This is a genomic window from Bacillus sp. RC242, from assembly GCF_044908245.1.
In the GTDB taxonomy this organism is placed as follows: Bacteria; Bacillota; Bacilli; order Bacillales; family Bacillaceae_G; genus Bacillus_A; species Bacillus_A mycoides.
Window position 1 is genome coordinate 52,020 of sequence record NZ_JBIYCZ010000007.1, and the last position, 14,175, is coordinate 66,194.

General features: G+C 35.5%; 15 protein-coding genes and 2 pseudogenes. 3 read left to right on the forward strand and 14 right to left on the reverse strand.

Features of this window, described 5'->3' with window-relative positions; all coding sequences use genetic code 11:
- Positions 1-153 precede the first annotated feature (153 nt).
- The gene (locus ABH957_RS15215) at positions 154-921 is read right to left on the reverse strand and encodes a hypothetical protein (RefSeq protein ID WP_404511551.1); all 768 of its coding nucleotides are present in this window, start codon (positions 919-921) and stop codon (positions 154-156) included.
- Between the two features lie 881 nt (positions 922-1,802).
- Here ABH957_RS15215 and dnaX point away from each other — a divergent pair.
- Positions 1,803-2,309, forward strand: a pseudogene (gene dnaX / locus ABH957_RS15220) (DNA polymerase III subunit gamma/tau); the annotation flags it as partial.
- An 80-nt stretch (positions 2,310-2,389) separates the two neighbouring features.
- On the opposite strand, the gene ABH957_RS15225 reads toward dnaX, so the two are convergent.
- The 4 genes from ABH957_RS15225 to tnpB all read right to left on the reverse strand — a co-directional run bounded on the left by ABH957_RS15225 (position 2,390) and on the right by tnpB (position 5,419).
- Entirely contained in the window at positions 2,390-2,617 is a 228-nt protein-coding gene (locus ABH957_RS15225) for a hypothetical protein (RefSeq protein ID WP_000206853.1), read from the reverse strand.
- A 160-nt stretch (positions 2,618-2,777) separates the two neighbouring features.
- Positions 2,778-3,377, reverse strand: a complete 600-nt coding sequence (locus ABH957_RS15230) for a hypothetical protein (protein ID WP_012259929.1) — start codon at positions 3,375-3,377, stop codon at positions 2,778-2,780.
- Between the two features lie 448 nt (positions 3,378-3,825).
- Positions 3,826-4,044 (reverse strand): hypothetical protein, encoded by a 219-nt coding sequence (locus ABH957_RS15235; RefSeq protein ID WP_044441042.1) that lies wholly within the window; start codon positions 4,042-4,044, stop codon positions 3,826-3,828.
- A 253-nt stretch (positions 4,045-4,297) separates the two neighbouring features.
- The gene (tnpB, locus tag ABH957_RS15240; protein WP_404511554.1) at positions 4,298-5,419 is read right to left on the reverse strand and encodes an IS200/IS605 family element RNA-guided endonuclease TnpB; all 1,122 of its coding nucleotides are present in this window, start codon (positions 5,417-5,419) and stop codon (positions 4,298-4,300) included.
- A gap of 375 nt (positions 5,420-5,794) precedes the next feature.
- On the opposite strand from tnpB, the gene ABH957_RS15245 reads away from it, so the two are divergent.
- Together ABH957_RS15245 and ABH957_RS15250 are read left to right on the forward strand one after the other, a co-directional pair.
- A complete protein-coding gene (locus ABH957_RS15245) occupies positions 5,795-6,895 on the forward strand; it encodes a response regulator aspartate phosphatase (RefSeq protein ID WP_404511556.1) in 1,101 nt (366 codons plus the stop codon).
- Positions 6,895-7,053 carry a Phr family secreted Rap phosphatase inhibitor gene (locus ABH957_RS15250; protein ID WP_404511558.1) on the forward strand — a complete coding sequence of 53 codons (159 nt, stop codon included), beginning with the start codon at positions 6,895-6,897 and terminating at the stop codon, positions 7,051-7,053. The genes ABH957_RS15245 and ABH957_RS15250 overlap by 1 nt, the downstream gene beginning before the upstream one ends.
- Positions 7,054-7,342: 289 nt before the next feature.
- Here the strand turns inward: ABH957_RS15250 and ABH957_RS15255 are convergent.
- The 9 genes and pseudogenes from ABH957_RS15255 to agaV form a co-directional block, all read right to left on the reverse strand.
- A pseudogene (locus tag ABH957_RS15255) lies at positions 7,343-7,531 on the reverse strand (Rpn family recombination-promoting nuclease/putative transposase); the annotation flags it as partial.
- A 214-nt stretch (positions 7,532-7,745) separates the two neighbouring features.
- Positions 7,746-8,477 (reverse strand): GntR family transcriptional regulator, encoded by a 732-nt coding sequence (locus ABH957_RS15260; RefSeq protein ID WP_404446614.1) that lies wholly within the window; start codon positions 8,475-8,477, stop codon positions 7,746-7,748.
- A 289-nt stretch (positions 8,478-8,766) separates the two neighbouring features.
- Positions 8,767-9,756, reverse strand: a complete 990-nt coding sequence (lacD, locus tag ABH957_RS15265) for a tagatose-bisphosphate aldolase (RefSeq protein ID WP_309515362.1) — start codon at positions 9,754-9,756, stop codon at positions 8,767-8,769.
- A gap of 15 nt (positions 9,757-9,771) precedes the next feature.
- Entirely contained in the window at positions 9,772-10,707 is a 936-nt protein-coding gene (gene lacC / locus ABH957_RS15270) for a tagatose-6-phosphate kinase (RefSeq protein WP_404446608.1), read from the reverse strand.
- Positions 10,704-11,009, reverse strand: coding sequence for a hypothetical protein (locus ABH957_RS15275; protein ID WP_404446605.1), 306 nt, complete (start codon positions 11,007-11,009; stop codon positions 10,704-10,706). Before ABH957_RS15275 ends, lacC begins: the two co-directional genes overlap by 4 nt.
- A gap of 405 nt (positions 11,010-11,414) precedes the next feature.
- A complete protein-coding gene (gene agaF / locus ABH957_RS15280; protein WP_404446602.1) occupies positions 11,415-11,837 on the reverse strand; it encodes a PTS galactosamine/N-acetylgalactosamine transporter subunit IIA in 423 nt (140 codons plus the stop codon).
- Positions 11,838-11,864: 27 nt separating this feature from the next.
- Positions 11,865-12,731, reverse strand: coding sequence for a PTS system mannose/fructose/sorbose family transporter subunit IID (locus ABH957_RS15285; protein WP_404446599.1), 867 nt, complete (start codon positions 12,729-12,731; stop codon positions 11,865-11,867).
- Positions 12,721-13,494, reverse strand: a complete 774-nt coding sequence (gene agaW, locus ABH957_RS15290; protein WP_404446597.1) for a PTS N-acetylgalactosamine transporter subunit IIC — start codon at positions 13,492-13,494, stop codon at positions 12,721-12,723. Before agaW ends, ABH957_RS15285 begins: the two co-directional genes overlap by 11 nt.
- Before the next feature lie 16 nt (positions 13,495-13,510).
- Positions 13,511-13,984 carry a PTS N-acetylgalactosamine transporter subunit IIB gene (gene agaV, locus ABH957_RS15295; RefSeq protein ID WP_404446594.1) on the reverse strand — a complete coding sequence of 158 codons (474 nt, stop codon included), beginning with the start codon at positions 13,982-13,984 and terminating at the stop codon, positions 13,511-13,513.
- Positions 13,985-14,175 lie beyond the last annotated feature (191 nt).

Genomic DNA, 14,175 nt, shown 5'->3' on the forward strand with positions numbered 1-14,175 from the left:
AACTACAAATTACGGCACAAACCTTGAATACTGTATCGATAAACATATTGTTATTCATAGAAATCTTTCAAGCGTTAACAAATCACCTCGCTCAGTAAGTAAAGACAACATTAAAATATATAAATTAGAATTCTACAATTAGTAAAATAATCATTATTTACCCAATGGTTTGAATTGGTTTTCAGCTACATCAATAAAGTTAGTTTTAGCACGTTCAAACAATTCTTGGTTTCCATTCGAAATGTTTTCAGATAATGTTTGTGAGCAGTAATAAAGCTTTTCCATGATGTTGTAATAACGGTTATAATCATTTTGCTTACCTTCAGCTACACCCCCATTAGGCATATCAACAACTAATCTTTTAAGGCTAGCTAAATTGGCGTGCATACCTTGTCTCCAAGCTGAGTCTTTTAAATCTGCACGTGTAAATTCGTCTTCAATATATCCAACAATTACAGCTACTTTTGATTTATGAATATTCAATGAATCATCTAAAACAATAGCACTTGTTTTTACGTCTTCTTGTTGTTGTTTAGCTTTTTCCGTTTCAGCTTTCTTTGCTTCTGCTTCTTGTTGTTTAGCTTTTTCCGCTTCAGCTTTCTTTGCTTCTGCTTCTTGTTGTTGTTTAACTTTTTCCGCTTCAGCTTTTTTTACTTCTGCTTCTTGTTGTTGTTTAGCTTTTTCCGCTTCAGCTTTTTTTACTTCTGCTTCTTGTTGTTGTTTAGCTTCTTCCTGTTGTTTATCCACTTCTTCTGATTCTTTAACTTCTTTCTTAACTTCTTGGGACTGTTTAGTCTCTTCCTTCTTAACTGGTTCTTCACTACTACAACCAACTAATCCAACAGATAACACTGCAACAAATCCGAATCCTTTAACTGCTTTAACTGCTATTTCTTTAACTGTATGTAATTCCTTTTTCATTAATGGCTCCTCCTAGATTGGGTTACTTAACCTTTTTTTTAAGTAAGGCGGTTCCTTACTCAATAGAATCTGATACAATTTTTTTCACTTTATCTTTTGGAAGTGTTTTAGAAAGTAATTTGATATTGTTTTGCGCTCCATAAATCCTCTTTGCATCTTCGAACTCGACTTCGAAGTTCTTTTTTTATCTCCTGAAAAGTGTGGCACCATACGCCCATTCAAAAACAAAAAGCTACCATCGAATTAAGGTAGCTCATCCATTTCTACATTCTGATCTTAGCCCAACGCAACGCCTACAGCTGGTAAGAAGTTTATTTAAATGGTCTTATTCATATCCCAAGCTAATTTTTTTTTGCCGCAAAATATAATGCTATAAAAATAGCCAAGTTACCGGAGCGATTATGTTGGAACCCGCTAACGCCGGGCTAAAATCAGAATTATTTTTCCATATTTTTATTATACCATAAAATAATCAGATTTTTCTAAATAATATACTACATACTTCTCTTATTTTTATAGTTTCCTATATATCTGTGAATGTATACCTTTATAAATACCAATTTACTTTCCATATTTTTAAATAAGCATTTCTTCAATTAACGGGTGCTATTATTGAACAACATAAGTAAAAAAGGATCAATCTTTTTTATAAAAACCAATCTTAAATCTACTAGAAAAGCATCCGTTTTGATTAATCTTTTTTCAAAATGGATGCTTTTTATTTATTGTAAAGTGCTGGCTTGTGGGGTATTTTTGATCAAACTTTATTTCAAAGCTACACTCGCCACATAATAAAAAGGTAGGAACATTTTGTACATATCAAATATGTTCCTACCTTTAATTTTTTTGAGTTTAACATCTATGACCTAAATATAAAATGATTAACTCCTTTAAATAATGGTGAGCCTTGCCAAAAGTGCGCCAACTGTAGTGATATCAACAATAATAAATTCGCGGACATTCTAGAATTTGATGCTACAAGTAATACTGGAGTGGAAGAAATACGGCAGATACTAAATCAGGTACATTTAGCACCGGTTACAGGAAAATATAAAGTGTACATTATCGATGAAGTGCATATGCTTTCAAATTCTGCATTTAATGCTCTATTAAAGACATTAGAAGAGCCGCCAGCACATGTTATTTTCATACTGGCTACAACAGATCCACAAAAAGTACCTAAAACTATCATTTCTAGATGCCAACAATTTGAATTTCGAAATATACCTCTTCAAGCAATGATTGAAAGGTTAAAATTCATCTCCCATGATCAAGGGATTCGGATTACAGACGAAGCATTACATTTAATATCTCAATTAGCTGAAGGTGGTTTAAGAAATGCTCTTAGCATAATGGACCATGTAATCGCATACGCAACATATAATGTAATCCCCCTAAATATTTAAATGTTATCCGATTTTTTTGCTACCTGCTCTAAATTCACTTTTAAATGTAACCTAATTTTTCGTTATCTATTACCCTTTATTTTATATATACTTTTCTTTAGCTTTGGCTTCTTGTGTAACCGTACTTTAGTCCCATTAATATCTAAGTCAATCTTTTCTTCCTCTAAAGCCTCCATTTTCTCTTTATGTTCTTTTTCAATTCTATCTCTTTCTTCTTTTCTCTTAGTCGCTTTGGGACCAATTACAAACAGAATTAAGAATATACTCACCATTACAACAAAAGTAGTCACTAGTACCTCTCCCCCTTTGCCAAAACTTCATACAACAAAATTCTTTTTAATGTATTAGACTTAACTCAGAAATCTAGAGGAGAACGAGCACTAGCATAATTACACAGAAACATTATAGAAATTACCTGCACTATTCCTCCTTCCCCTATATAAACAAAGATTATAAATGACGCAGCAAGGCCGGTACTATCAATGTCATTACAAATATAAAAATTGAACTATATCTCAAACTTGAACTCCATTTTCCATATTTGGGATGTTCAAATTTCTTATAAAGCATACCTAATGCTAGCGATATTAAAAACATTAATACAGCTGTCCCTAAAATTATAGAAGTTATTAAGCCCACCATATTACTCATAAAGGTTTGAAAATCAAAAGAACGTGTTGTCAACATTAACACTGGTAGAATCCTTATTAATAGAATGAGAATAAACGAACCTACTCCAAAATATATAGATCTTTTTTTCCACTTTATATGTTTAAACCATAAAGAGGCTCCAAAAACTAATAATGAAATTAAAATTACTACAGAAAGAATAAGGAAAATCACATCAAAAAATGCAGGCACACTCGCATGGACTACACCATCTACTTTATTTCCCCCATCTTTTATTACATCACTGCCGCCATTAAACAAAGAACCAAACCAGTCTACAATCCAATCGGTCATCCAGGAAATATCAAATGGTAAATCTTCATTTTTTATTTGTTTAGGCGCAACTGAATTGAGCATTTTCAAATTCTCCTCCCCCTTCATTAAAAATTACCCCCTTTACTTTAAGTATATAAATTTCCTTAACCAAAACTAAGAAAGTATTAAATCATACTTGATTAAATAGAAGAACCACACTTATGAATAGAAATTTCATTTGTTACATTTGTACACTCGCGTTTTGATAACGATCCGTTGCATTTAGCTTTGTCCCTATTTTGGAATAAGTAAAAAAATACCCATCCAATTGTTATACACATAATAATTGGATGGGTACTTCATTACACATTCTTTATTCTGTTTTTATTGACATAGACGAGTTTTATACATTTCATGGTGATACAAACTATAGTACCAAATTAAATAATTTTAAAATATTACTACGTAATTCACTCAATTTAAGAAAATAAAATTTCACAAACCTTTGATGATAACTTTTTGGTTTATCGGATAGAACATATGTATGGAAAAACGCAGCATAATATCGGTTTTTCTAACCTTGTAAATGACTTAATATATATCTTTGCGTATTTATGTCTTGGCATTTTAATGCCGTTACTAATTCTCGATTAACATCTGATACAGGTAATGGTTCTCCATATGTATCAAATAATCTTATACCCAACTTACTTAAAATCCGTATATTATTAAGATTCCTACTCTCTTGTGTATAACTAATAATAGTGCGTAAATTAACCCCAAAACTTATCATAAACCAACGCTCCCTCTTCAATGTAAACAGATATGGATATACTTCTATTTATTTTCGAGGAATCCCTTGATGCTTAATAAGCCCTACGTATTTCTCAATACCATAACAGTATAAGCTCTCTTTTTCTACTATAGTGCTACGCCACCTCTTATAAGAAGTATTCAATAGACAACAGTTATTGAACTACCCCCACTTTCACTTCGTTTAGAAGAGGGGGATTCCTAAGTAAAGAGTTCTATCGAACTCTAATTTATTAGGCTATCTCCACAGTCCTTGCGGTTAGAAGTCTTATCGCTTCATTCTTTAGATTGATACTTGCGTTAATATCCCTATCATGGTGTGTACGACAAGAAGGGCAGTCCCATTTACGTAGGTTTAGATTTTTAACGTCTTTGTTTTGATATCCACAACAAGAACATAATTGGCTTGAAGCAAATGTTTTCGATACGACAATGATTTGTTTGCCGTACCATTTCGCTTTATATTCCAACATGGTTCGAAACTGTGACCATGATACCTCACTAATCGCTTTTGCTAACTTATGATTCTTTAACATATTAGATACTTGCAAATCTTCTATACCGATAACATCGTGGTTTTTGATGATTTCAGTTGAGATTTTGTCCAAGTAATCTTTTCTAGCATTTGCCATGTATTCATGAATTTTAGCTACCTTTACTCGTTGTTTATTCCAGCGAGAAGATCCTTTCATTCTTCTAGAAAGAACACGCTGTGCTTTTACCAACTTCTCTTCTAACGATTGAAAAAACTTCGGATTTTTATAGGTTGTTCCATCTGACAAAATGGCGAAATCTTTTAGTCCCACATCCATTCCAATGTAAGAATTTGTTTTCGGAAGTTCTTGCACTTCTGTTTCAACTAACAATGACACAAAGTATCTGCCAGAAGAGTTCCGTCTAACCGTAGCATTTAAAATACGTCCCTTTACTTCACGACTTTTGGCAAATCGAACAAGACCTAGTTTTGGCAACTTCATTTTGTTTCCTACAACGGCAATATTTTCATTTGTTTGTTTTGTGGTATAAGATTGCACGTTGTTTTTCTTAGATTTGAAACGCGGGGCACTGTTTTGTTTTTTGAAAAAGCGTGTATAACCATCCGCAAGGTTGCGAACAGACGACTGAATCGCAATACTATCCACTTCTTTTAGCCAAACAAACTCTTTCTTCATGGCAGGAAGTTTGGCAGAGCATGTACCATATGTCAAACCCTTTCCTGTTTCTTTATATGCATTATCCCATAGAGATAGGAAGTGATTGAATACAAAACGAGAACAGCCAAGCGTTTTATTGATTAGAATCGCTTGTGCTTTATTTGGATAGATACGAAATTTATATGCTTTATTGATCATCATTCGTTTCACCTCCATTTCGATATGTGTCTATTATACAACAAACATACATTCGATTGGTAGTGAAGTAACAGTTTATGTATGTCGAACAATTAAGATGGCTTCCTGACATCCCTTGTCCGAAGCCAATTCATCTCCCACCTACTCACTTCGCGTTCCTTGAGGAAGGAGTCTTCTTGGCTAAAATGATAAATCAAAATCAAAAAAAGCATTAACAAAACTTGTACTTGCTTAACTATACTTTTTCAAATTTAAAAGCATGGACATTATTATAATCCAGAATATTCTGTATATTAGTGAAAAAAATCGTAGTTAAATTTATTTTATCTAATTCCTGTTATTATCAGAATAAGCCTTTACAGAGAAATGGGGGATATTATGACTGTTCAAGAAAAAAGTAATAAGCAATTGATGAAATTATTACATGAATGGTATGAAGAAATTCGTTTATATCATGTAAAAGAAGCAAAACAGACATATCTACAAGTAAAAGAACTTTTAAAGGAAATAGAAACAGATCAATATGTATCATTCTATTATTCCCTACTGAATTTTAGATATAAAGTCTTGGCAGATGGAATGAGTATTACAAAAGATTCTTTTAATCAAATAGAAAAACTCCCTAATATCAAAGAGGAATTTTCATTTTTAGCTTACTATTATTATTTCTTTAAGGCAATCCACTCTACAATTTTAGCTAATTATACTGAAGCGAAAACACACTATGAAAAGGCAGAAGAACTTTTAATTGATATACCTGATGAAGTAGAAAAAGCCGAGTTTGAGTATAGATTTTCAACTTACTGTTATCAATCTTATCAACCATTTGAAGCGATTCAACATGTAGTAAAAGCCAAAGAAATATACCGGAATCATGTAGGCTATGAAATTAATATTGCTTTATGCGACAATGTATATGGACTGGCTTGTATAGATCTAAGAGAATTTGAAAGAGCGGAAGAATGTCTCAATACGGTTATTGATGTTTTTAAGAAGTATGATGAAGGACAATTATTATTGCGAGTACGATCCAATTTAGGCTGGTTATATAATATTCAAGATTTATATCCATTGGCGATTAGACAGAGTTCTGAGATTATAAATACCATACCGAACCATTTTAAAGCATTATTTGTCTTAGCAAGAGCATATTATAAATTAGAAGGCGTTGAAACAGCAAAAGCATATATCGAGCAAGGAATAAAGTATACAAATGAATCAGGAAATGAGGAATATAAGCATCGTTTCGCAGTTTTAAATGAACTAATCACAGAACTACCTAGCATTAAATTAGAAAAAGTAGTTACTGATGCAATTTCTTATTTTGAAAAAGAGGACATGTGGGATTGTATAAAAGAATATGCAGAGATTTTAGCACTCCAATTTTACGAGGCAAATAATCATGTTAAAGCGAGCAAATATTTCTATATTAGCAATAATGCTGATAAGAAACATTTGAGAAAAGGAGCGTTAAAGTAATGAAAAAAATAAAAAAAGTGTTATTAAGTATGGTAGTAGTAAGTGCATTAGCATGTAGCATGATCAATTTAAATGTATCACAACATTCTTCGTTTAATGGTGGAGATACGCCAGCACCAACAAAACCGATTGTCTCTAGTGGCGTATCTATTGATTAACGTAATACATTTTTCTTACTTTAAAAATCAGAAAATTCAACCTCTTAATCTTTAAAAAATGTTGAATAAAATGGATAAGATATTGAACCCCTAGTCCGAAACATATTTGTTTCGGACTATTCACGTTCTTCTTTCAACTTTTCTATATAATTGTGAGCAGAATGAAAAATATCAAAAAGTTGATTGAGAAAAAGCACTGCTAAAATCTTCAGCAATGCTTTTCTATTAAACGTACCATGATAATGAGCATCTACCTTCTTTTATTCATGAGTACTGTAGGTCCATATATTTACTTTAACTTCAAGATACGCTCTATTTCCTTCAGACTTAACTTACTTGCTTTTGCAATAGTTTCAAGCGGTACACCAATTTCATGCATCCCTCGAATCATTTGCATCTTACCTTGCTCAATTCCTTTTTCCATGCCCTCTTGTTCTGCATGTGCTAGCTTAGCTTGTTCATCTAGAAGCAATTTCTCCTCCTGGGCAACCATAATAACGAAGTACCATAGCTGCTGCCAGTAAACCTGTTCCGAGTAAGTTATGGCCTCAACTATGTCCATTTCCACCGGATTATATTCTGATACGCCACCTGAATTGTAACTAAAGTAAAATTTTAGAATGGATAATGGAGTATTGTAAAAAAAGATCAATTGAATCACCCATAAACAAATATTATGAGTGATTCAAAGATTAGGTTAATTCAGTGTAAAAGCGGCAGCGATCGCCCCGCACAATGGATATACAAAATTCAACAGGCACACCATTGGTATCGTAGGCAGTTCGTTCAAGCAGAAGTGCGGGTCGACCTTCCTCCGTTTGCAGATATTCACTTTCTTCGGAACGGATGAGAACGGGTTCAAATGCCTCGTTTGCTCTTGTTACTACGGTATTAAAATGTTGTGAAAATAGATCATATAAAGAAATTTCACCTACCCTTTTTAACTGCTCTATATCTGTAACAACACGTTTAGGAATAAAAGATGATTCCAAAATAAACGGTTCATCTTCAGCACAGCGAAGGCGTTTCATTTCAATGACATTCACATCATCACTCAGCTGTAGCGCTTCTTTGATTTTGGCATTTGGTTTGACTTCTTCTATTTTTAGAATGATATCCTTAGGATTCAAGCCTTTTTCTTTCAATACTTTACTAAAACTATAAAATCCCATCAATGACTGCTGCAATTTTGGTTTTGCTACGAAGGTACCTTTTCCTTGAATTCGGTATAGAATTCCTTCCTGTACAAGCTCCTCAATTGCTTTTTTTGCCGTGTTGCGACTCACACCAAATTGATCCATTAACTGATTTTCTGAAGGAATTTTATCACCAAGTGCCCAATGACCTTTTTCAATTGAATCCTTTAATCTTTCCATTAATTGATGATAAAGCGGGATTAAACTTTCATGTTGCAATGGTTTCATTTTACTAAACCTGCCTCCAAACTATACTATCGTTCTTTTAATAACCTAAATTATACCATCATCACTTATTGCGTCAAACTAACAACCAGGTTCTATAACGAAATAGCTTCTACCAAACTATAATACTGATAGCTTATCAAAATCGTTATTAATACCTTCTACGTTTGCAGAATATGGACCCCCTTCTTAATCGGACCGTTTTCCGAGTTCCAATCAAAACGACTTTTAAAAATAAATCAAAAAATAAGGAAGCGCGAAAACCTTCCCCACACTTTCTTACCTCGCTTCCTTATCCTGATATTTTTACAAACCACGGGCATGCTGTCTCTTTCAAGACAATATTTAGTCTTTCGATATTTTTTTTGCCGTTTTCTTGTAACCAAGCACGTCCGGCTTGTTCACCATTTTCGGCAAATTGAGCGACACCATTTTTCCATGTTGCCCGGCCGCAGAGGACACCGTTGAAAGTTGAGCCGGATTTTTTCGCAAACGTCAAGGTTTCTTGAAACAATTCTGCACTTACGCCGGCGCTTAAGAAAATAAACGGCAGATCTGTTGCCTCACTTTGCTCTTTGAAATACGCAGCCGCTTTTTCCTTGCTATAGGCTGTCTCGCCTTCTGCGTAACCCTCTACAAACTTCATATCTACTGGAACTTCTACCTTTAAAACGTCCACCTTGTATTGCGGTTTAGAGAATTCCCTCATGGCCTCGATAACTTTATGAGGCTTCAATTTGGCATACTCCATGCTTTTCACATCATCATTTTTGGCATCATAAGTCACTATTTCAAGGAAGAACGGAATGTCCTCTACCGCACACTCAGATCCAACTCGTTCCATATAAACGTGCTTATAGTCATTAATTTTTTCATCTTCATCTACATCATAGTACAGTAAAAATTTAACTGCATCTGCTCCAGCTTCCTTCAGGCGTCTAACGGACCACTCTGGCAATAAATCAGGCAATCGGCCCTCAGTTGTTGCATCATAACCTGTTTTTTCATACGCCACCAATAACCCAGCGTCCGAATGACGGACCTTCGCAGCCGGCAAACCATATTCCGGATCCAATAGAATCGAAGTTGCATATGGTGTTAACTCTTCAGAAACCAATTCTTTGAAGCGAATGATGCCCTCATCCCCGACATTATTCTCACTTCCAGCTACAATCATTTTCTTTAATGAACCGCGTTGATCAATTGCCAAAGCCCCGATAATTCCATTTTCATCCGACAAACGCTTGAGAGCCGCTAATTTATTATTCGTTAATTTTAACATCAACAATCACCTCTATTAATCTATTTTAATAACCTCTACCATTTCAAAAAATTGACCGAACTTCTCCGGATCAATATAACCCGTTACCTCTTCCATCGTATTGAGCATGCCCGTCGTCATCGCAGTTTTCAGGATGTCCGAAACGGCTTGCTTTCGTTTTAGGGCAACCGCTAACCCTGCGACAGTCGCATCACCCGAGCCAACAGCGTTTATGACCTCTATAGCAGGAATAGTAACCCGGTAATAATCTCCACCATGCTTGAGAAAAGCACCTGCCGCTCCCATCGAAACGACAATCCATTCTATCCCATGAAATAACTTATTATTTAATAGTTGCTTCAAGCTGCTTGTGCTCTCCTCCACTTCCATGCCAAAAAGCTGGAACAGTTCTGAGATATTCGGTTTGATCGCAAAAGGTTTTACATTATGGTTCAAAACTTGTCGGAGCGGCTCCCCTGATGTATCTACAATCACTGGAATTCCCTTCTCCCGGCCAATTTCGACCATCTGACGGTAAAATTCAGACTCAAGCCCTTTTGGCAAACTACCTGAAATAGTAACAAGAGAAACTTCAGACAGCAGTTCTCGATATTTTTCTAAAAAGGCCGTTCCTTCTTCCGTGGATAAACTTGGCCCAGATTCGAGGATTTCTGTCTGCTTGCTATCATGGAGGATCGCGATACAGTTTCTTGATTCTTGATTGATTTTATAAAAATGATTCCTGATATCACTTTTCGTCAATTCCTGAATAATGTAATCACCAATAGTCCCGCCAATTACACCTGTGGTCAAAACGTCTTCTCCCATCTGCTTGACAACTCGGGCTACATTTAAGCCCTTTCCGCCAGCAGTTTTACGAATATTTTCCACACGATTAACATCATCTAGCTTAAAATCTTGAATTGGATAGGAAATATCAACAGATGGATTCATAGTGACAGCTAAAATCATCGCACTCCCTCTTTCCCTATCAAGTTTTTAACTTGAAACCGGAAAACCCTATCAAGATACGTGGCAATTAAATCTAGATCCGGTATTAAGGCGATAAAATCGGCATCATAACCGTTCGCAATCATATCGCATCCCCCATCGATGCCAATACTTTTCACGGACGCTGTACTTGTCATATGGAGGGACTCCTTAGGGATCGCAATACTCCAATCAATGGTATTTTTGACAGCCTCTTTGAATTTCAAAATACTGACCACCCCAATCTTTTTCCCACCAATATCAATACCTATTGCCATTTTCATGTTCCTGCACCTCTATTTATTCTATTGTACCTGCTCATCGATTTTAAAAAATTGATATAATCAGGAAGACGGGTGTTTCTTCAAAAAACGATTATAACATTGGGTTGTTGGTACAAGTTAAATTAAAAGAAAAACTCATATAAACTAGATTATGAGACTAATTGTTAGATTGTTTTAAGTAATTCTATTATGTCACCATAACTTGTAGGATTAACCCATTAGCAGTAAAACATTTAATGTAGCCGAATCCATCCACATTAAATGTTTTAATTTTCAGACAAAAAATCCAACAACCTATCCATCCTTACAATATTTAGTTGTAGTTCCGTTCTATCATATTCCTTATCAGGGCCTGGGAGTCACAATTATTAGACTTATAGATTTCCCTATCCTTTATCGCTTTCATTACATGCTAGACTCTTTGAATCTTGGACGCTCCGATTTTTGAAAACCCTTAATCGCTTCTTTACCAGTATTGATCGCTAAATCTCTTAATCCATCGATTTGAAGTCCATCCTTTATTAAAACAGTTTCGAGGACCATCGCAAGATTTGTTCCGCCAACCACAGCAAAACCTTCCTTTCCATTCGTAAGCGAAACGGCCGTTTTAAACGGAGAACCGCCAACTAAATCACATAAGACTAAGATAGATTTACATTCTTGTAATCTTGAAAAAGCCTCAAGCAGCTTTTTTTCAAGATCGCATGTTGAATCGCATTCAAGAAAATCCACGTATTCCACATTGGGTTGATCTCCAGCGATTAGTTTTACCGAAGATTGAAGACCCGTTGCAAACGATCCATGACCGCTAATAATCAAACCATTCATATTAAAATCCTCCTAACATGCTATATATTATAAAATGGTTCCAAAAGGAAATGGAATTTTACCAATAATACCGATGATCACGGTAATGATAATTAGCTTAACTGGAGAAAATCCCTTTTTTAATAGATAGTACATTAATAAAGTGTATGCTAAAGGCAATAGGTTTGGTATGAGTTTATCGAGTAAATCCTTTTGCAGGGCGATTTTTGCCTTACCAGCATGGATCACTAAACTTGATTCTAACTTTACGAATGAGGCAATCAATGCGCCAACAACTGTTACCCCGACAATAGATGCTGCATGTGCTACTTTTTTAGTATTTTCCTTTAAAGAACTGATAGCATTTGTTCCAGCACTATAACCGTAATGCATTAATCCAAATCTAAGAGCAAAATGAACTGCGTTAAAGATTAATAGGAAGATCACTGCCCCCATAGGGTTTCCATCTTGCCCAAGTGAAGCACCTATACCAACACAAATGGGAAGCAAAGTCAGCCAGAAAAGAGCATCACCAATTCCCCCAAGCGGTCCCATCATGGCTACCCGAATGGCTCTAATCGTGTTTCGATTTTGTTTCTTTTCCTCCATAGCAAGGACAATCCCCATAATAATGTTTACAAGGAATGGATGCGTGTTAAAGAATTCCATATGACTTTTCATCGATTCACTTAAATCGTGCTTATTATTGTGAATCTTTTTCAAACCTGGCAAAATCGAATATAACCATCCTGCGGCCTGCATTCTTTCATAGTTAAATGACGCTTGAAGTAACAGAGATCGCCATACCATCTTGTTTAAATCTTTTTTAGTTAAGACCTGTTCTGTGGCACCGTCTTGATAATATTCCGGACTGCTCGTATGGTTCATTAACGTTTCTACTTTTTTAGATTCCACGTTTTGCACCCCCCCTTACTGATCCATCACCAGAATTTGTTTTGAAGTAATCGTATAACGCGATGGCAATCCCAATTAGAGCAACAGCAATGACTGGCATCTTCATATATGTGACTAAAATAAATCCGACGATTAAAAATGCAACGTATTGTTTTTTTAACATAATTTTCAATAGCATTGCAAAACCAATTGCGGCCATCATTCCCCCGGCAACACCAAGGCCACTAATAAGCCATTTTGGTAATACCTCTACGACCCCTTTAGCAGCTTCTGCGCCAAAATAAATTGGTAAAAAAGCAATAACAAAATAGAATATAAATAATGTAAGAATCCCGAAATAATTAATCCGTTCAATTCCCTTTGTATTAGCCTCTTGTGCATATTGGTCAGCTTTATGCATAACCGGAGAAAAAGCAGTAAACATGAGAGTGATACATGCCTGAACCGCAACCGCAAACGGAACAGCAATACCGATTGCCACTGTTGGCTCTTGTCCTGTCAGAATCGCAAACGACGTTCCAATTATTCCCCCAATAACAACGTTTGGCGGCTGTGCCCCAGCAAGCGGAACCATCCCAGCCCACACTAATTCCATGGCAGCACCTGTCATAACCCCTGTTGTTACATCCCCAAAAATCAAGCCAATAATGACACCGGTTACGATTGGCCGGTGAATGTGGAACAACCCGTTAAAAAGGTCAATCCCTGCAATTCCAGCCCATATGGCAACTAATAAGGCTTGAAGCAACATGTGATTATCCATTCATTCTCACTTCTTTCTATAAATGTTTATAAATATCATCTGGTCTTTCATCCGGAACACGACGTACCTCAAGTTTCGCTCCCAAGTCACGCAGCTTCCTAAAGGCTGCTTTATCATCTTCATCCACGGAAATGGTGGAGAATACTTGTGTTTTCCCTTGAGAAAAATGCATATTTCCAATATTTATTTTTTCAATTGGTACGCCGCCCTCTACAAGTCGCAACACATCTTGTGGTGTTTTTACAACTAAAAAGATATATTGTTCATCTGCTGCATTGTGAATCACATCAATGGTCGTCTGGATTGAGAAAAAGCGAATTCCAATTGACTCCGGAACAACCATTTCCATTAAATCCTGTTGTACCTCATCTTCAGACACCTCATCATTTGCGACGACAATTAAATTAGCTCCTAAATGATTAACCCATGTTACTCCTACTTGACCATGAACCAATCGATTGTCAATTCTTGTCAGCAAAATATTCGGCATGATATTACCCCCTATAAATATGATAAATATATTTAAACTCCTTTAACAACCCGGTTTACCATACCAGATGGTGATGGGTTATCTAGAGCTATTCCCAAATAAATCGAATAGAATAATGCAAAAAGCAGACCATAAAGCAAATAATTTAAGGAAAGGTAGACACGTCATTACTAGTTAAAGCGTACCTGGAG